The sequence below is a fragment of the uncultured Amphritea sp. genome, assembly GCF_937127095.1.
In the GTDB taxonomy this organism is placed as follows: domain Bacteria; phylum Pseudomonadota; class Gammaproteobacteria; order Pseudomonadales; family Balneatricaceae; genus Amphritea.
The window spans coordinates 1-16,621 of the sequence record NZ_CAKZLP010000080.1 but is presented as its reverse complement, the minus strand read 5'-3'; the positions used below and the strand labels follow the sequence as shown (position 1 = coordinate 16,621).

Annotated in this window: 19 protein-coding genes; 9 read left to right on the top strand and 10 right to left on the bottom strand. The window is 51.0% G+C overall.

Annotated features, from left to right (window positions below; genetic code table 11):
• Positions 1–290: 290 nt before the first annotated feature.
• Positions 291–653, top strand: coding sequence for a hypothetical protein (locus Q0499_RS21260; protein ID WP_299204158.1), 363 nt, complete (start codon positions 291–293; stop codon positions 651–653).
• A 123-nt stretch (positions 654–776) separates the two neighbouring features.
• Here the strand turns inward: Q0499_RS21260 and Q0499_RS21255 are convergent, their stop codons facing one another.
• The 3 genes from Q0499_RS21255 to Q0499_RS21245 form a co-directional block, all read right to left on the bottom strand.
• Entirely contained in the window at positions 777–2,366 is a 1,590-nt protein-coding gene (locus Q0499_RS21255; protein WP_299204155.1) for a tetratricopeptide repeat protein, read from the bottom strand.
• Between the two features lie 122 nt (positions 2,367–2,488).
• The gene (locus Q0499_RS21250) at positions 2,489–3,715 is read right to left on the bottom strand and encodes an argininosuccinate synthase (protein WP_299204152.1); all 1,227 of its coding nucleotides are present in this window, start codon (positions 3,713–3,715) and stop codon (positions 2,489–2,491) included.
• Between the two features lie 146 nt (positions 3,716–3,861).
• Positions 3,862–4,710 carry an OmpA family protein gene (locus Q0499_RS21245; RefSeq protein WP_299204149.1) on the bottom strand — a complete coding sequence of 283 codons (849 nt, stop codon included), beginning with the start codon at positions 4,708–4,710 and terminating at the stop codon, positions 3,862–3,864.
• Positions 4,711–4,944: 234 nt separating this feature from the next.
• On the opposite strand from Q0499_RS21245, the gene rnt reads away from it, so the two are divergent.
• Positions 4,945–5,565: a ribonuclease T gene (gene rnt / locus Q0499_RS21240; protein ID WP_299204166.1), complete on the top strand. Its 621-nt coding sequence runs from the start codon at positions 4,945–4,947 to the stop codon at positions 5,563–5,565.
• A 189-nt stretch (positions 5,566–5,754) separates the two neighbouring features.
• Here the strand turns inward: rnt and Q0499_RS21235 are convergent, their stop codons facing one another.
• Both Q0499_RS21235 and grxD read right to left on the bottom strand, forming a co-directional pair.
• Positions 5,755–6,357: a peroxiredoxin C gene (locus Q0499_RS21235; RefSeq protein WP_299204146.1), complete on the bottom strand. Its 603-nt coding sequence runs from the start codon at positions 6,355–6,357 to the stop codon at positions 5,755–5,757.
• 244 nt (positions 6,358–6,601) lie between these two features.
• Entirely contained in the window at positions 6,602–6,937 is a 336-nt protein-coding gene (gene grxD, locus Q0499_RS21230; protein ID WP_299204143.1) for a Grx4 family monothiol glutaredoxin, read from the bottom strand.
• 313 nt (positions 6,938–7,250) lie between these two features.
• Here grxD and Q0499_RS21225 point away from each other — a divergent pair, with 313 nt between their 5' ends.
• The 4 genes from Q0499_RS21225 (at position 7,251) to Q0499_RS21210 (ending at position 10,895) form a co-directional block, all read left to right on the top strand.
• Positions 7,251–8,435 (top strand): aspartate aminotransferase family protein, encoded by a 1,185-nt coding sequence (locus tag Q0499_RS21225; RefSeq protein WP_299204140.1) that lies wholly within the window; start codon positions 7,251–7,253, stop codon positions 8,433–8,435.
• Positions 8,436–8,477: 42 nt separating this feature from the next.
• Positions 8,478–9,392 carry an ornithine carbamoyltransferase gene (argF, locus tag Q0499_RS21220; RefSeq protein ID WP_299204135.1) on the top strand — a complete coding sequence of 305 codons (915 nt, stop codon included), beginning with the start codon at positions 8,478–8,480 and terminating at the stop codon, positions 9,390–9,392.
• 148 nt (positions 9,393–9,540) lie between these two features.
• On the top strand, positions 9,541–10,455 hold the full coding sequence (locus tag Q0499_RS21215) for a LysR family transcriptional regulator (RefSeq protein WP_299204132.1): 915 nt from the start codon (positions 9,541–9,543) through the stop codon (positions 10,453–10,455).
• Positions 10,455–10,895 (top strand): hypothetical protein, encoded by a 441-nt coding sequence (locus Q0499_RS21210; protein WP_299204129.1) that lies wholly within the window; start codon positions 10,455–10,457, stop codon positions 10,893–10,895. Before Q0499_RS21215 ends, Q0499_RS21210 begins: the two co-directional genes overlap by 1 nt.
• Here the strand turns inward: Q0499_RS21210 and Q0499_RS21205 are convergent.
• Positions 10,892–11,293, bottom strand: a complete 402-nt coding sequence (locus Q0499_RS21205) for a carboxymuconolactone decarboxylase family protein (RefSeq protein ID WP_299204126.1) — start codon at positions 11,291–11,293, stop codon at positions 10,892–10,894. The two genes, Q0499_RS21210 and Q0499_RS21205, sit on opposite strands and share 4 nt — an antisense overlap.
• A gap of 212 nt (positions 11,294–11,505) precedes the next feature.
• On the opposite strand from Q0499_RS21205, the gene Q0499_RS21200 reads away from it, so the two are divergent.
• Both Q0499_RS21200 and Q0499_RS21195 read left to right on the top strand, forming a co-directional pair.
• Positions 11,506–12,861, top strand: coding sequence for a class II 3-deoxy-7-phosphoheptulonate synthase (locus Q0499_RS21200; RefSeq protein ID WP_299204123.1), 1,356 nt, complete (start codon positions 11,506–11,508; stop codon positions 12,859–12,861).
• Complete coding sequence (locus Q0499_RS21195) at positions 12,861–13,187, top strand: YqcC family protein (RefSeq protein WP_299204120.1); 327 nt, start codon at positions 12,861–12,863, stop codon at positions 13,185–13,187. The genes Q0499_RS21200 and Q0499_RS21195 overlap by 1 nt, the downstream gene beginning before the upstream one ends.
• A 45-nt stretch (positions 13,188–13,232) precedes the next feature.
• On the opposite strand, the gene Q0499_RS21190 is transcribed toward Q0499_RS21195, so the two are convergent.
• Genes Q0499_RS21190 through Q0499_RS21175 form a run of 4 tightly spaced genes read right to left on the bottom strand, consistent with a single transcriptional unit; the run spans position 13,233 to position 15,498 of the window.
• On the bottom strand, positions 13,233–13,634 hold the full coding sequence (locus Q0499_RS21190) for a CBS domain-containing protein (protein WP_299204117.1): 402 nt from the start codon (positions 13,632–13,634) through the stop codon (positions 13,233–13,235).
• Complete coding sequence (locus Q0499_RS21185) at positions 13,631–13,981, bottom strand: P-II family nitrogen regulator (RefSeq protein ID WP_299204114.1); 351 nt, start codon at positions 13,979–13,981, stop codon at positions 13,631–13,633. The genes Q0499_RS21190 and Q0499_RS21185 overlap by 4 nt, the downstream gene beginning before the upstream one ends.
• A gap of 9 nt (positions 13,982–13,990) precedes the next feature.
• Entirely contained in the window at positions 13,991–14,797 is an 807-nt protein-coding gene (locus tag Q0499_RS21180) for a DUF1538 domain-containing protein (protein WP_299204111.1), read from the bottom strand.
• Positions 14,797–15,498, bottom strand: coding sequence for a DUF1538 domain-containing protein (locus tag Q0499_RS21175; protein ID WP_299204162.1), 702 nt, complete (start codon positions 15,496–15,498; stop codon positions 14,797–14,799). The genes Q0499_RS21180 and Q0499_RS21175 overlap by 1 nt, the downstream gene beginning before the upstream one ends.
• Before the next feature lie 272 nt (positions 15,499–15,770).
• On the opposite strand from Q0499_RS21175, the gene Q0499_RS21170 reads away from it, so the two are divergent.
• Positions 15,771–16,103, top strand: a complete 333-nt coding sequence (locus Q0499_RS21170) for a hypothetical protein (RefSeq protein ID WP_299204108.1) — start codon at positions 15,771–15,773, stop codon at positions 16,101–16,103.
• Positions 16,104–16,621: the final 518 nt, after the last annotated feature.

Sequence of the window (16,621 nt, the reverse complement as noted above, 5' to 3'; positions counted from 1 at the left end):
GATTTCATAGTCTCTCGGTACAATAAAAAAGGGCTGCCGCGATCTTGATGATCTGCACTGCAACCCTTCAGGAAGCTCGTTTAGAGTGGGGATTTTATATAGCCACTCCCCATTATGCAATCACAGGGCCACCGGGAACCCCGTCGGCCATGATGCAGGTCAGCCGCCATTTTGTACCCAATCTGTCAGTACAGACTTGACCCACCTGAATAATGCCCTCCATACTTGACCAAATACTAGGCAAAACGCTTAGTAAAACCCAACTTCAGACACCCGCGGAACTCAGGCCTATGCTCTATGCAATCAGAGATGAACAGGGACAGATAACTTCACTATCAGCACAGCCGGTTGAAAACTCAACGGTAGCCGACATTGCGGACCCTGATGTGATCCATTTTCTCTCCAGCAACAGCGAAGCCGACAGCCCGAAAGAACTTCTGGATAAAACTGACACAGAGGTCAGTCGTATCATAGAAGACCTGATCGACTTGTTGATATCAAAACAAACCATACTGTTTACCGATCTGCCTGAAGCCGCTCAACAGAAACTACTGACGCGGAAGCTGGCCCGTTCGGCCTATAAAGTCGATGATAACAATCAAACGGTCATGAACAACTCTATACTCGGTGATGATGATTCTATTTTATTCTAAGCTCGACTGAGTGAAATCAGGCACAAGCGACGGACGCGATGCAAAAGAAAACACTGATTTAGAATGACTTGACATACGACGATAGAATAGCGGCATTTACGCAACAGCCCCAAAAGGACGATGCTAGATATTTTCTTCCGCTTCGCGCTTACCCTCTGCCATCGTCCTGACCATATCGGCACAGCGATCTGAAAGTGACAAATAGCGTTTCTGCTGCCGCAGGCTCAGCGCCCCATAGTTAATACCGTAAAGCGCATTATCACTCTGCAGCAACAGCTCGGACCGCTGTTCTCCAGGATGACGGGCCTGTTCCAGGGCCGCCTGCACCAGATTAAGCGTCAGACTGGGATTATTTGGCAGAATACTATCGGCACGGACAAAGAAACCCAGCGCTTTCTGGTAGTCCTTCTTGCGGTAGGAGAGCATCCCCTGAATGTTCAATTTACCCCATTCCAGCGCGGCACTGTCACGGTTGACATGCTGCTTCATCGACTGGGCATCGGCTTCTACAGACGTACCTTCCATCCCCTCCAGAAAAGGCTCCACCCATTCAGCCTTTTCGGTCAGCTCCAGCTCACAGAACAGATCAAACGCATTACGGGCAGCCAGGTTAGCCCGCGCCTGAACCCCTGCACGGCGATACACCTGGGCCACCATCAGGCGGGATTTAAACTGTACAATCGGCTCCCCCGGAAACGCCAGCACTGCGTCTTCAAGCGTGCGAATCGCATGTTCTTCAATATCCCGGTCAAATTGGTCCCGCGCCAGCAGCGCAGATACCAGACTAAAATAGTAATCATCAGACTGAAAACAGCTCTGCCGGGCGTGTCGAATGGCATTGCTGTAAGCTTCTACCGCTACATTCCATTCCTGATTCTGCGCTGCCAGACTGCCAAGCGCACCCAATAGTTCAGGCACCGTAGGCTGCAACATAACCGCTTTACGTAGCAGGCCGATCGCCTCGCCCCGCTCACCCAGTGCGCGAAATGTCCGGGCCAGCCAGGTATAGGCCTCTACACAAAAATGGGACTCATCGATCACTTGCTGCAAAACCTGCCGGGCATTCAGATAATCACCCAGACGGCACAACGCCACCCCCTGACCAACTCTGGCCCAGGGCTGAACTCGCTGAGCCACAATCGAATCAAACAACTGTTCCGCCTGGGCATAACACCCCTCTTCAAGCAGAACAATCCCCCGTAACCGATGAATATAGAGCTTTAGTGCGGGGTAACTCTGAGTCAGCTGATCACACATCTGCAGAGCCTCTGGCATCCGCCCCTGATCCAGTAACTCATCAAGCGGCCGTACAACCTGCTTAACGCGCATAATTTTTTCTAAGCGAAAACGCACTTTCGGTTCTGAATAGGGTTTAGAGATATAGGTGTCAGGAGAGCTATCCAGCGATCCAAATAGTAATTTAGATCGCTCAGGATCGACAATCAGGGTAAAAATAGTGGAGTACTGACGAATCCCTTCAGCGGTTGCTTCCTGAATCAGCTGCAAACCATTTTTATGATCCTTGCCCAGATCAAACAGCACAAAACAGATGTCGTAATGTTTCTCACGCAACAGCACCAGCGCCATATTTACAGAGGAGGCAACCTGAATTTCAGCCACACCCATGCTGCCCAGAATCATCTTGAGTTCTCCAAGATCTTCCAGGCGGTTATCAACAATCAGAACTTTTTTATCCGAGTAGCTGATTTCCATAGGCTCTACATCAGGATGGAATTTATCAAAGTATCATATAAATCAGGCAATTATCAAAGCAGGATAGAGACAAAAAAGCCCCGATATGGGTACATATCAGGGCTCTTTCAAATATTCCAAAATCAGCCGTTGAGCAGATCACGACCTTTGCTGGCGGCGATACGCATGCGTAACGCATTCAGCTTAATAAAGCCCGCCGCATCTTTCTGATCGTAAGAGCCTGCATCGTCTTCAAACGTCGCGATACTCTCATCGAAAAGGCTGTTTTCAGAGCGACGACCGACAACAATAACATTGCCTTTATAAAGCTTCAGGCGAACATCGCCATTCACATTGCGCTGAGAGAAGTCAATCATCTGCTGCATCATCTTGCGCTCTTCTGACCACCAGAAACCATTATAGATAGTCTTAGCATAACGTGGCATCAGCTCATCTTTCATATGTGCCACTTCACGATCCAGGGTGATGGACTCAATCGCCCGGTGCGCACGCATCATGATAGTGCCCCCAGGGGTTTCATAACAGCCACGAGACTTCATACCAACAAAACGGTTTTCAACGATATCCAGACGACCCACACCGTTTTCACCACCGACCTTGTTGAGGTACTCAAGTACGGTTGCAGGGCTCATCGGCTTACCATCGATGGCAACGATGTCGCCCTTCTCGTAGCTCAGTTCAAGATAGGTCGCCTGATCCGGTGCTTCCTCAGGGGAAACAGACCAACGCCACATATCAGCCTCAGCCTCAGCCCACGGATCTTCCAGAATGTCACCCTCATAGGAGATGTGCAGCAGGTTGGCATCCATAGAGTACGGAGATTTCTTCTTATTGCTGGAGAAATCTACCGGAATATTACGTTCTTTACAGTAGTTCATCAGGGTTTCGCGGGATGTCAGATCCCACTCACGCCATGGCGCGATAACTTTTACACCCGGCTTCAGTGCATAAGCACCCAGTTCGAAACGCACCTGGTCGTTACCCTTGCCGGTTGCACCATGAGAGATCGCATCAGCACCGGTTTCGTTGGCGATTTCGATCAGTCGTTTGGCAATCAGAGGACGGGCAATTGAGGTACCCAGCAGGTACTCGCCTTCGTAAATGGTATTGGCGCGGAACATCGGGAAAACGAAGTCACGGACAAACTCTTCGCGCAGATCTTCAATGTAGATCTCTTTCACGCCCAGCGCTTCAGCTTTGGCGCGAGCAGGTTCAACCTCTTCACCCTGACCCAGGTCAGCCGTAAAGGTTACCACTTCACAATTATAAGTTTCCTGTAACCAACGCACGATTACAGATGTATCAAGGCCGCCGGAATAGGCCAGCACAACCTTTTTAATGTCGGACATAGAGAGGCTCCAAACGCAAAATCAGCCCGTAGAGAGCACTATCGTCTCTAGCGGATACCCAAAATAGGAAAGGGCGTAATTGTAGCACGATTACGCCAGAGTAACAGGGGGGATAGATACCTGTAACCGGTTGATTGCGGGCGTTGTTAATTTCGGTCTAAACGGATAGTTACCCGCCGGCTGCGGTCGCGGGTCTGGCGGTCATTACCCTGTGCCACCGGGTAACGCTCACCATGATAGCGGGTAGTGATACGGTCCGGACTGACACCCTTTTGTTCCAGGTAGGCAGTCACCGCTTCAGCCCGCTTCTTCGACAGATCCCGGTTGGCCAGTCGTCGACCCTGGGCATCAGAGTGACCATCCACAAATACGGACTTCACCGAATCATCATTATTAACATAGATCGCAATCAGATCGAGACGTGCTTTGGTGGAGTCTGACAACTGCCACTGCGCCGAGGGGAATAACACCGCGGTTCGGGCGATCTGGCGATAGTTAACCGGCAACAAGTCAGAAATACAATCCGCATACGCCTGATAGGCGGGCGGAAAGTTAGCGGCAGACAGACCGATGCGCACCGACTCCCCGGTTTCCGCCCAGTTCTGAGCTAAAAAGGTCGGCATGCGTCCACGGAACAGACTCGCCAGCATCTGCTGCGAGTAACGGGTGGGTACCGCGATTGTGCCATCCGTCGAAAACTTAACCTCACCGATCTCGCGTGTGCCAGCACCCGGCTGCCAGGGCGACGCAGCTTCCATAATCTGCACCTGACCGGTCAGGCCGTGCCCCTGCAGAGGCTTAAGGGTAAAACGCACCGTTTCACCCGCTTCTTGGTTAAACTCCCCCTCTCCAAACAGGGGGATCTTCTGCGACAAACGGCAGCTGAACTTAGAGGCTTCCAGCTCCCATCGCGACTGTTCGAGGGATGCAGAATAACCTACCGCGAACACCGGAAGAGAACAGACAGATAAAAGCAACACTACGGCAATACGCATAAACAACCGGAATCCAACAGAAAGTAAGGGACTAATTTGCCACTCCTTTATCGGCACATGCTTTAAAACCTTTAGATTCTAACATGCCGCCATCCACCCAACAGAGTAGTGCAGAGTTATTTGTGTAATTCAGGTCAACTCTTTACACTTAGCCTCAGGTAATTACCAAAGCTTGGCTATCGAAATGGCCATTAAGGATATGCATTGAACAGAAGCGCTCAGTACCAGCACCCGATGTCTAACCGTTTCAGGGGCTATCTTCCCGTAGTAATCGACGTGGAAACCGCAGGTTTTAATGCACAGACCGATGCCCTGCTGGAGATTGCAGCGGTGACGCTGACGATGGACGATGATGGCAACCTGCTGATTGATGAAAGCTATGAATTTAACGTAGAACCGTTTGCAGGCGCGAATCTTGAGAAAGCCGCGCTCGATTTCACCGGTATCGATCCGTTTAACCCATTGCGTGGCGCAATCCCTGAAGAGGAAGCGCTGGAAAAAATCTTTAAGCCGATCCGCAAGGCAGTCAAGTCCCACAACTGCAAACGGGCTATTCTGGTAGGCCACAACGCCTCATTTGATCATGGCTTTGTCACCGCCGCCTCTGAACGCTGCGATATTAAACGCAACCCCTTTCACCCTTTCTCAACCTTCGACACTGCAACGCTTGCTGGCCTGGCCTTCGGCCATACAGTGCTGGCCAAATCCTGCGATCTGGCAGATATCGATTTTGATGGAAAACAGGCCCACTCCGCCCTCTACGACACGATGAAAACAGCAGAACTGTTCTGCACCATCGTTAACCGCTGGAAGGATCTGGGTGGCTGGCAGATGATCGAACACCGCTACGAATGAGCAAAGCAGTGACTAGTTGTTAGACGCGACTGCGTCGCTTGCTAGAAAAAGCTAAAAGAGCGTTTATCTGCAGCTCACTTTCAGAATAAAAAAACCGCCAGATGGCGGTTTTTTTTATTCCAGCGACTAGCAAGTATGGCGTCGCGATACGTCTGGCAACTGCTCTATCAACGCTGCGCGTTAATAGAATTACAGCTTGTCAGCGTTCTCACTCAGGTATGCAGCTACGCCTGCAGGAGAAGCATCCATACCTTTGTCGCCTTCAGTCCAGCCTGCTGGACATACTTCGCCGTGAGTCTGGTGGAATGCCAGAGCATCAACCATACGCAGCATTTCGTCTACGTTACGACCCAGTGGCAGATCGTTAACAACCTGGTGACGTACCAGACCATCTTCGTCGATCAGGAAAGAACCACGGAAAGCAACACCGCCTTCAGACTCAACATCGTAAGACTTACAGATGCTGTGAGTCATATCGGCAACCAGAGTGTACTTAACCGGACCAATACCGCCCTGATCAACAGGGGTGTTACGCCACGCGTTGTGGGAGAAGTGAGAGTCGATAGACACACCGATCACTTCAACGTTACGCTTGGCAAACTCTTCAATACGGTGATCGAATGCCAGCAGCTCAGACGGACAAACAAATGTGAAATCAAGTGGGTAGAAGAAAACAACAGCCTTCTTACCTTTAGTCGCTTCAGACAGCGTGAAAGCATCTACGATATCACCGTTACCCAGTACCGCTGGTGCGGTGAAATCAGGAGCCTGCTTACCTACTAATACGCCCATTTTATATCTCCATTGTTAAGTTAAGCGTTAAACGATTATGCAAATAATACAATTTACACAACGTGTAAAAACAAGTGCTGATAGCTTAGTTGCAGTGGCTTTATAACACTAATTAAAGACAACTATGCAACCGATAAACTATGCCTATCAAACTTTATCAATCAATTAGCTAATGATGTATGACGGCAGATCGCTCTTTCCGACATCAGCGGTAAGAGCATCGTAGCGACATACAATCACGGTATCAGCCTTCAGCTGAATCGTCGGCAACCGCAATTGAGTCGATCAGCTCTTTCAGCTCACCGTTGGCAGCCATCTCAGCGATAATGTCACAACCACCGATCAGCTCACCTTTAATCCACAGTTGTGGAAAGGTTGGCCAGTTTGCATATTTAGGCAGCTCGGCACGAATCTCAGGACTCTCCAGAATATTTACAAATGCAAAACGAGCTCCACAGGACATGATCGCTTCAGACGCACGGGAAGAGAACCCGCACTGTGGAAAACGTGGTGTACCCTTCATATACAAGAGGATATCGTTGGATTCAATCTGCTCTTTAATCGTGTCTATAACGCTCATAAATATACCTATGCTTTAACTGGCCGCCAGATCTCTGGCGTTAATCTATATTGATGAAGAAATCCTAACATAAACCCGAGCGATTTACTCGGGTATAGCCGGAAAATAATCAGCCCTGATATCACTACTATAATAAACGCTGATGATAAAAACTGCATTCGAAACTATATGGGGACAACACTACTCAATCTCAAGTTCTATGCGCTATCTTGCTTATTGCCCGGCAAGTACATAGAATGGCTGGTTTTCCGTTCGGCAGCCTTATTATCGCTGCCGTTTTGCGTTACATAGAGGGATTAACAGAGGGACTTAGATGTCTACACAGCCCGTTATGAATACTTACTCGCGTCTTTCTGTGGCATTTGATCACGGACAAGGCTGCTGGCTGTTTGATACAGATGGCAACAAATATCTGGATGCTCTCAGCGGTATTGCTGTATGCGGTCTTGGCCATGCTCACCCCGCCGTCACCACGGCCATCAGCGAGCAAGCGAGTCAACTGATCCACACGTCTAACCTGTATACCATCACCAATCAGGAACGTCTGGCTGAACGTCTGACCCAGATATCCGGGATGGACAACGTCTTTTTCGGTAATTCAGGTGCTGAAGCGAATGAGGCCGCTATCAAAATAGCGCGTAAATTCGGCCATAGCAAAGGGATTGATACCCCGACTATCATTGTTATGGAAGGCTCATTCCATGGCCGTACCATGGCAACACTGAGCGCCACGGGTAACCGTTCTGCACAGGCGGGTTTCGAACCCCTGGTCGGCGGTTTTGTACGTGCACCCTATAATGACGCTGCTGCGGTTAAGAACATCATCGCTAACAACGCCAATGTCGTTGCTATTCTGGTTGAGCCGATCCAGGGCGAAGGTGGCATTGTTATTCCTGCCGATGATTACCTGAATCAATTGCGGGATATCTGCGATGCTAATGATCTGCTGTTAATGCTGGACGAAGTGCAAACCGGTAACGGCCGGACTGGCACCTATTTCGCTTACCAGCAGAATGGTATCCTGCCGGACGTAGTCACCACCGCAAAAGGTCTGGGCAACGGCGTACCGATTGGTGCCTGCCTTGCCAGCGGCAAAGCGGCGACGGTATTCGGGCCGGGTAACCATGGTTCAACCTACGGCGGCAACCCTCTCTGTTGTGCCGCAGCGCTGGCAGTGGTGAATACCATTACTGAAGAAAAGTTGGATCAGCGTGCCGCAGAGCTGGGCAACAAGATTGCCAATGGCTTTCGTGATCAGATCGGTAATGCATCCTATGTTAAAGAGATTCGCAACAAAGGTCTGATGCTGGCAATCGAACTGACCGAAGCCGGTACAGAGCTGGCGGTTCTCTCAAAGGTTAAAGGTGTACTCCTGAATGTGACCGGTGGTGGTAAAGTTGTACGTATGCTGCCACCCCTGATCATGAGTGATACCGAAGCCGAGCTGCTGGTGAACACTGTATCCCGCATTATAAAAGTCTATATGGCTGACGAATAACTAAACCTGAGCTAAGGCCTGATATTACAGGCCTTCTTAACTATGACAACAAGACACTTTCTGACACTGCTGGATCTGACACCCGACGAGCTGAAAAAGCTGATTCGACGTGCGGTAGAACTCAAACAGATCCGTAACAATGGCGAAGTTTACGAACCGCTGTCAAACCAGGTAATGGCGATGATTTTTGAAAAATCATCAACCCGCACCCGGGTCTCCTTTGAAGCAGGCATGGCGCAACTGGGCGGTCATGCACTGTTCCTTTCTTCACGGGACACCCAACTGGGTCGCGGTGAACCTACCGAGGACAGTGCCAAAGTGATCTCCAGCATGTGCGATGTGGTGATGATCCGTACCTTTGAACACGAGATCGTCGAAACCTTTGCAGCCCACTCCCGGGTGCCTGTCATCAACGCCCTGACCGATGATTACCATCCCTGTCAGCTACTGGCTGATATGCAGACCTTCCTCGAACACCGGGGCGATATCAAAGGTAAAACCGTTAGTTGGATCGGCGATGGCAACAATATGTGCAACTCCTATATTAATGCCGCCCGCCAGTTCGATTTTAAACTGCAGGTCGCCTGTCCGGAAGGGTTTGACCCCAATCCAGAACTGGTTGCCGCCAACAGCGACCGGGTAACCCTCTTCCGCACACCAGAAGAGGCGGTGCATGGCAGTGATCTGGTGGTCACCGATGTCTGGGCTTCGATGGGCCAGGAAGATGAGCAGAAACAGCGTGAACGCGAGTTCAAAGGCTATCAGGTAACCACTGAACTGATGGATCTGGCAAACCCGGACGCACTGTTTATGCACTGCCTGCCGGCACACCGGGGTGAGGAGGTCAGCGCCGAAATGATGGACGATCCACGCTCGGTGGTATTTGACGAAGCGGAAAACCGTTTGCACGCGCAGAAAGCGCTATTGGAATTTCTGCTGGTTAAACCCGGCGTCTGAAACGGCCGTTAACGCCTTTTCACGGCCCGTATCGTTAGAATTCCTCTCAGGCCCGCAGCAATGCGGGCCTTATCTCATTCAAATATGCCGCATGAGTCAGATTCATACTATACTCAGCTTCATACAACAATAACTGAGGCATTCCAGCATGATCGAACTTCGACACCTGAAAACGCTTTCTGCGCTAAGGGATGCTGGCAGTCTGGTTGAGGCTGCCGAACGTATTCATCTGACTCAATCGGCACTGTCTCATCAGATCAAAGATCTCGAAGATCGCCTCGACTGCTCACTGTTTATCCGTAAGACCAAACCGATCTGCTTTACCAGTGCCGGTCAGCGCATCCTCACCCTCGCCGATGAAGTGCTGCCGATGATCCGCAGTGCGGAACGGGATATCGCCCGACTGGCAGGCGGTGAAGCGGGACGTCTTAACATCTGCATCGAGTGCCACAGCTGCTTTGACTGGCTAATGCCCACCATTGACCATTTCCGCCAAAACTGGCCGGAAGTGGAGATGGATCTGACCACCGGCTTCAGTTTCCAACCCCTGCCGGCTCTGGCGCGCGGGGATATCGACCTGGTGATTACCGCCGACCCGGAAGTGCGCACCGGCATCGCCTATATACCGCTGTTCAGTTATGAGTCGGTGTTAGCGATGAGTAAGCAGCATCAACTGGTTGCCCGCCGGGCAATTCAGCCGCAGGACCTTGAACACCAGACCCTGATCACCTACCCGGTTGAACAGCATCGTCTGGATGTCTTCAAACACTTCCTTGACCCTGCTGGCATTGAACCCGATGAAGTTCGCACCTCGGAGCTGACGGTGATGATAATGCAGTTGGTTGCCAGTGGCCGCGGAGTATCGGCGTTGCCAAACTGGGCGATTCACCAGTATATCGAACAGGAATATATCACCTCCCGCCCACTCGGCGACAAAGGGGTCTGGTGCACCCTCTATGCGGCCATTCGCGAAGACCAGAAAGATTCAGACTTTATGGTGGACTTCCTCAATACCGCAAAAGAGATCACCTTCCGCAATCTGAGTGGTATTAAGTCTGCCTGATGGATGTGCTCGGTAATCCTGACAGCGCATCGACGCTGCTCTATCTGCCTTCACCACCCATTGTTGATACAGAGACCCCTCTGAATTACGCCAGACTCTGTGAGTTAAACGGCAACCACTGGCGCAAAATACTGATCATTCTGGCGAAACTGCAATCCACAGAATCCGCATGGCGAGACTATCGTGACCAACAACTGCTGACGCAACATGAAGCGATCATTTTCACCGATCACCTGCTACCCGGAACTAAGCTACATATTGTTGCGGGCAAAGCCAGCTGGCAGCGGCTGGGATTAGACCCGCAGACATTCTCACCACTGGAAGCAAGCGGCAGAGTGTTTCGGCGTGACAATATTATCCTCACCCCCTACCCCGATTATCGACAGTTTCCCAACCAGCTGATCGAACAGTTAAGACCGATTATTCAGGCATTTGGTTAGACCTGATCCGGCTTTGCGGTAGTCTGCTGCCACTCATCCAGCACCTCCTGCGCAGCCCGAAACGCTTCCTGAGCCGCAGGAGCACCGCAGTAAACGATAGAGTGCAGCAGCACCTCCTGAATCTCCCGGGGAGTACAACCATTATTGAGCGCCCCGCGCACATGCCCTTTCAGCTCAGCAGGCGCCTTCAGTGCTGCCAGCATGGCGATGGTGACCAAACTGCGGGTAGCGCGCGGTAACCCGTCTCGTTGCCAGGTTGAGCCCCAGGCATGCTCATTGATCCAATCCTGTAAGGGTTCGGTCAGCTCCGTTGTATTCGCCTGCGCCCGGGCGACAAATGACTCGCCCATCACCTCAGTGCGCACCTTCAAACCGTTCTGTTTATCCTGCTCTGACATAATTTCAATCTACCTTACTGTTGTTCTTGTTTACTATGGCTGCACTATCAAACCATCGGCACACCTCAATAGGATGGCTGGGGTTATCTTACTCAGAAGACACAATAAGCGCTAATTCAACCCTCAGGCCTTACCTGAAAAGACGAACAACGTTAAACTATGCCTCTTTTTATAGACGCCCTTAAAATAGCCTCCTTGCAAAGCGGTATGTATTGATGGAAAACTGGTCTCCAGACAGCTGGAAAAACAACCCTATTCTACAGCAACCTGTATACCCGGATAGTGCAGCGGTCCGTCAGGTAGAAACTGAACTGGCGAAGATGCCACCGCTGGTATTTGCCGGTGAAGTGCGTTCCCTGCACCAGCAACTGGCTGAGGTGACCGCAGGAAAAGCATTTCTACTGCAGGGCGGCGACTGTGCTGAAAGTTTTGCCGAGTTCAGTGCCACCAATATCCGTGACACCTTCAAGGTGCTACTACAGATGGCGGTGGTGATGACCTTTGCCGGCAGCTGTCCGGTGGTCAAGGTTGCCCGCATCGCGGGTCAGTATGCCAAACCCCGCTCCACCGGTACTGAAGTGATCGATGGCGTAGAACTACCGAGTTACCGTGGCGATATCATCAACGATATCGCCTTTAATGCGGCATCTCGAGAACCTGATCCGCAACGGCTTATCCGTGCCTACCATCAGGCCACCTCAACGCTTAACCTGATGCGCGCGTTTGCGCAGGGTGGTTTTGCCGATCTGCACAAGGTACATCAATGGAACCTTGGCTTCGTTCAGCAAAGCCCATTAGGTGAGAAGTATCAGCATCTGGCTGATCAGATCGACGATACCCTGGCATTTATGGAAGCCTGTGGTATCAGCAGTGACAGTGTCCCGCAGTTAAGAGAAACCACGGTTTATACCTCCCATGAAGCGTTGCTGCTGAACTACGAACAGGCACTCACCCGTCAGGACAGCCTGACCAATCGCTGGTACGACTGTTCTGCGCATATGCTGTGGATCGGCGACCGAACCCGACAACTGGACGGTGCGCATATAGAATTCCTGCGTGGGGTTGAAAACCCGGTCGGCGTAAAAGTTGGGCCGAGCATGAAGCCGGATGAACTGATCAGCCTGATCGACGCCCTTAACCCGGACAATCTGCCAGGCCGACTGACCCTGATCAGCCGTATGGGCGCTGACAATATCACCGAGATTCTGCCGGCACTGGTACGCAAGGTGAAAGAAGAAGGGCGCGATGTTGTCTGGAGTTCAGACCCGATGCATGGCAACACCATCAAAGCCAGCAGCGGCTATAAGACCCGCAGCGTCAACAGCATTCTGCAAGAGATGAAGGGCTTCTTCGAAGTCCATCGCGCCGAAGGCACCTATGCCGGTGGGGTACACTTTGAGATGACGGGGCAGAACGTGACTGAGTGTGTCGGCGGGGCTTTCCAGATCACCGAAGAGGGTCTGGCCGATCGTTATCACACCCACTGTGACCCACGTCTCAACGCCGATCAGGCGCTGGAACTGGCGTTCCTGATCGCCGATACGCTAAAGCAGGCGCGTCAACGTTAATGCAACAGCATGCAGAGCTGGATCAGCTATTAGTCAAAATAGAAGCGGAGATGCGGGCCTGGTCACTCTGGTCCGCAACACCGCCTGCAGACTCAGCACTGCAAAGCCTGCAACCGTTCTGCATTGACACCCTGAGCTTCTGGCAGTGGGTGCAGTGGATCATGGTGCCGCGCTTTCGGCAGATGATTGCCCTCGCCCAACCGCTACCACAGAACAGCGATATGACTCCGATGGCGTCAGAAGCGGTCGTCGCAAGCGGTATAAAAAGCAGTAAGCTGATCGACTATTTCAGCGCACTCGACCAGCTTCTCTCAGCCCGTCACTAACGGTTTGCACAGACTGTTATCCCACTTCTTTCAATAGCAGCACATTCAGTCGGTCAACAGACCATCCAGCACAATCTGATTATAACCGACCACGCCCATCACTTCGCCATTTTTCAGCACCGGGGCCATCGACAGACCAAAATTATCAAACAGGCGGGCGCAGTAACGCACATCCATCTGTGGATCGACGCCAATCACCGGTTTGGTCATCACCTCATAGACATTAATCCGTTCCGGAGCACGATCCTGCGCCAGAACTTTCTTCGCGATATCTGAAAGCAGCAGGATGCCGTACTCATCATCATCATGGCGCTTATTCACCAGCAAGGCGGCGACTTTCTTTTCTTTATAGATCTCAATCGCTGCCTTTATTGTGATCAGTCCATCGACCATGGCAAAATCATTGGCCATCACATCCTGTACCCGGATTACGTTGCGCTCTCTCATATCTCATCCTCGACGACATTTGTCAGGGTTTTAATCTGGTGGGCAACCCCCACAGCATCCTCCACATCCAGCTGAATCGCGATCCCCTGCCCGGGTTCTTCATCAAACTCCGCTACTTCAGAAATCGTCTCCAGAATTTTTCGGCTCAGGTGCTCTTCTACAATAAACAACACCACGTCCCGCTGAGTTTCCAACGACAGACCAAAGAAGGTCTTCGTCTTAGTGACGCCTTCCCCCCGAGCGTTATTAATCACAGTGGCACCGGTCGCTCCAGCCTCACGGGCAGCTTTCATCACCTTATCGGTTTTAGAGTCTTCAACAAATACTAACAACAACTTGAAGTGCATAATCCCGCCCTACTCCTGATTAACCATCTCTTCACGTTCCCGGCGACGTCTGTCCCGACGGGCAACAACCTCTGTAATCTGCGCATAGCCCATCACCGTTATCATCGGAAACAGGCTGGCAAAAGCTATCAAACCAAAACCATCAATCAGGGCGCTGCGACCCGGTACGGTACTGGCGAGCCCCAATCCCAGCGCTGCCACTAGCGGCACGGTTACCGTTGAGGTGGTCACCCCGCCGGAATCATACGCCAGCGGCACAATCAGTTTTGGTGCAAAAAAAGTCTGTATAACAACAAAAATATAACCGCTGATAATAAACCAGTGAATCGGATAGCCGGTGACAATCCGCCAGGTCCCCAGACTAATGCCGATGGCAACGCCCAGCGCCACCGCAAGCCGCAGGCCCCACACGCCGATGGCGCCACCCGACACCTCATTTGCCTTAATCGCCACAGCGATCAACGAAGGCTCCGCAATGGTAGTGCTGGCACCAATAGCGAAGGCAAAAATATACACCCAGTAATAATCAGACCAGTGCAGGGCCTCCCCGGAGGTCTCAACACTGCCACGAATAAACTCAGGATTGGTTAACTGCTGCGCCATCAACTCACCGATGGGAAACAACGCTTTATCCAGCCCCAACAAGAACAGAGCTAACCCCAGGATCACATAGGCAAAGCCAAACAAAACCCGTTTAAGATGGGGGATGGGACGACGTATCACCAGTAACTGAAAGCCAAAGATAATAGCGATAATGGGGATCACATCTTTGATCGTGGACAATAAAATAGTCAACAGCTGGGACAGGGTTTCCATCAGATCACCATTCCATAAGCCATGACAAAGATCATCGGTGTCAGAGAGGCAAAAGCGATCAGGCCAAAGCCATCGATCATCGGGTTACGCCCCTCAATGGCCGAGGCCAGCCCAACACCCAACGCGGTTACCAGAGGCACAGTAATCGTCGAGGTGGTTACCCCTCCGGAGTCGTACGCAATGCCGATAATTTCGCGGGGGGCAAAACCCGTCATAATAATAACAAGCATATAGCCCACGGCGATCATATAGTGGATCGGCCAGCCCTTCAGAATACGGATAACCCCCACCACAATGGCGAGTCCGACGGAAAACGCTACCGTATAGCGAAGCCCTGAGGCATAGCTGGATTTGGCAGCATCGGTAGCTTCAATCATCCCCCCCTCTGCCGCAACACTGGCGGCTTCTGCGGCAACAGCGATGAGCGCGGGTTCGGCCACGGTAGTGCCAAACCCCAATGAGAAAGAAAACAGCAGCAACCAGAACAGACTACCCTTGCGGGCAAACGCGTTGGCCAATACCTGGCCAATGGGGAACAAGCCCATCTCCAGGCCGTAAATAAAAAAGGTCAGACCCGCCACCACACACAACAGGCCGGTAAGCAAACCCAGCAGATCAGGCACCGGTTGCTGCAATACCACCAGCTGAAAAAAAGCGATCACCAGTACTATCGGCAAAAGATCTCGTAAACTACCGGCCATAGAGCGCCCGAGGGCGATAACAACGTTACTCAATTGAGCTCCCTTTTGCTGACAAACCCTATCTGTAACAGCGACTCTCTGCTATCAGATAAAACGGTATAAAAACCGTTATCTATGCCCAGATCATATAAAAAATAACCGTTAAGCTACAGCACTTTAACACTCAATCTGGTTTTCATCCTGATTGCCGAACATCCTGATTCAACAGTCGCTGTATCTGTCCCCCCTGCACTGTTAAAATAGCCTTCGTTTTCTCCTTACCAGGCAGCACGATGGCACATTTCGAGACACTGACCGATTTTATCCGACAGACCGAAGCACAATCAGGCACACCTCCCACTAGCTACAAAATTTTTGGTCACTGGCACGGCACCGAAATCGGCCAATTACTCGCACGCTGCGCCACTGTATATATAGAGCCCGACAACCTCAGTATTGCCCAACAACAACTTGAAGATGCGCTGTCAAACCTCGAAAAAAGGCAGCAAAATAAACCACTGCAAAGTTTTATAGAAAATTTAACCAGTAAATCATCACCCACAAAACTCTCTGAGCAGGAAAAAGCCATGCTGCGTAATATTGGACGTGATGAGCAAAAACACTAACAAGCACTCGCCACCATCTCTATCCTGCTGTTTTTCCAACTATTTTCCCCCAAGCAACATTTGCATAAAAAGTAAGTGCTCCCTAATGCTCTCAGCCAATATTTAGCGCAAAAACCGCTAACACACTGCCGTTTTTATTTTTTTTCAGTTATAATGGTTGGCTAACTTTAATTTTTCTTGGCCGACATTGTTGCACAGTTGGTTTAGGCTCACGCTCACACGGACCGTCCCTCGGATATACTGGATCGGTAGCTTTCGACTACCTCACCTTGTTCTCAGTTTATCGGCTCGAATACACGCTATTCGAGCAAGAGAGTATTACGCGCCACGAGCGGCATAGCCTATTCACCCAGGTCATTCACGGAAGACTGGCAAAAATCTGAGCATTTGTTTGAAAACAAGCCGGGCCAGGCATTACAGCAGTTGCAAAACAGCCTGACACAATTGAAACCAAACCGGTTGAATTGTGATCATACTGTTTAACGGCAGAGGTTTTTCCTCTCCTCACTGGCAATCCA

Bases quoted from the DNA above. Each gene is read 5' to 3' on its own strand.
- Q0499_RS21235 (WP_299204146.1), bottom strand. From the start codon at position 6,357: ATGGGCGTATTAGTAGGTAAGCAGGCTCCTGATTTCACCGCACCAGCG.
- Q0499_RS21185 (WP_299204114.1), bottom strand. From the start codon at position 13,981: ATGCACTTCAAGTTGTTGTTAGTATTTGTTGAAGACTCTAAAACCGAT.
- argF (WP_299204135.1), top strand. From the start codon at position 8,478: ATGACAACAAGACACTTTCTGACACTGCTGGATCTGACACCCGACGAG.
- Q0499_RS21195 (WP_299204120.1), top strand. From the start codon at position 12,861: ATGCAACAGCATGCAGAGCTGGATCAGCTATTAGTCAAAATAGAAGCG.
- Q0499_RS21215 (WP_299204132.1), top strand. From the start codon at position 9,541: ATGATCGAACTTCGACACCTGAAAACGCTTTCTGCGCTAAGGGATGCT.
- grxD (WP_299204143.1), bottom strand. From the start codon at position 6,937: ATGAGCGTTATAGACACGATTAAAGAGCAGATTGAATCCAACGATATC.
- Q0499_RS21245 (WP_299204149.1), bottom strand. From the start codon at position 4,710: ATGCGTATTGCCGTAGTGTTGCTTTTATCTGTCTGTTCTCTTCCGGTG.
- Q0499_RS21250 (WP_299204152.1), bottom strand. From the start codon at position 3,715: ATGTCCGACATTAAAAAGGTTGTGCTGGCCTATTCCGGCGGCCTTGAT.
- Q0499_RS21210 (WP_299204129.1), top strand. From the start codon at position 10,455: ATGGATGTGCTCGGTAATCCTGACAGCGCATCGACGCTGCTCTATCTG.
- Q0499_RS21225 (WP_299204140.1), top strand. From the start codon at position 7,251: ATGTCTACACAGCCCGTTATGAATACTTACTCGCGTCTTTCTGTGGCA.
- Q0499_RS21170 (WP_299204108.1), top strand. From the start codon at position 15,771: ATGGCACATTTCGAGACACTGACCGATTTTATCCGACAGACCGAAGCA.
- Q0499_RS21190 (WP_299204117.1), bottom strand. From the start codon at position 13,634: ATGAGAGAGCGCAACGTAATCCGGGTACAGGATGTGATGGCCAATGAT.
- Q0499_RS21180 (WP_299204111.1), bottom strand. From the start codon at position 14,797: ATGGAAACCCTGTCCCAGCTGTTGACTATTTTATTGTCCACGATCAAA.
- Q0499_RS21175 (WP_299204162.1), bottom strand. From the start codon at position 15,498: ATGGCCGGTAGTTTACGAGATCTTTTGCCGATAGTACTGGTGATCGCT.
- Q0499_RS21260 (WP_299204158.1), top strand. From the start codon at position 291: ATGCTCTATGCAATCAGAGATGAACAGGGACAGATAACTTCACTATCA.
- Q0499_RS21205 (WP_299204126.1), bottom strand. From the start codon at position 11,293: ATGTCAGAGCAGGATAAACAGAACGGTTTGAAGGTGCGCACTGAGGTG.
- Q0499_RS21255 (WP_299204155.1), bottom strand. From the start codon at position 2,366: ATGGAAATCAGCTACTCGGATAAAAAAGTTCTGATTGTTGATAACCGC.
- rnt (WP_299204166.1), top strand. From the start codon at position 4,945: ATGTCTAACCGTTTCAGGGGCTATCTTCCCGTAGTAATCGACGTGGAA.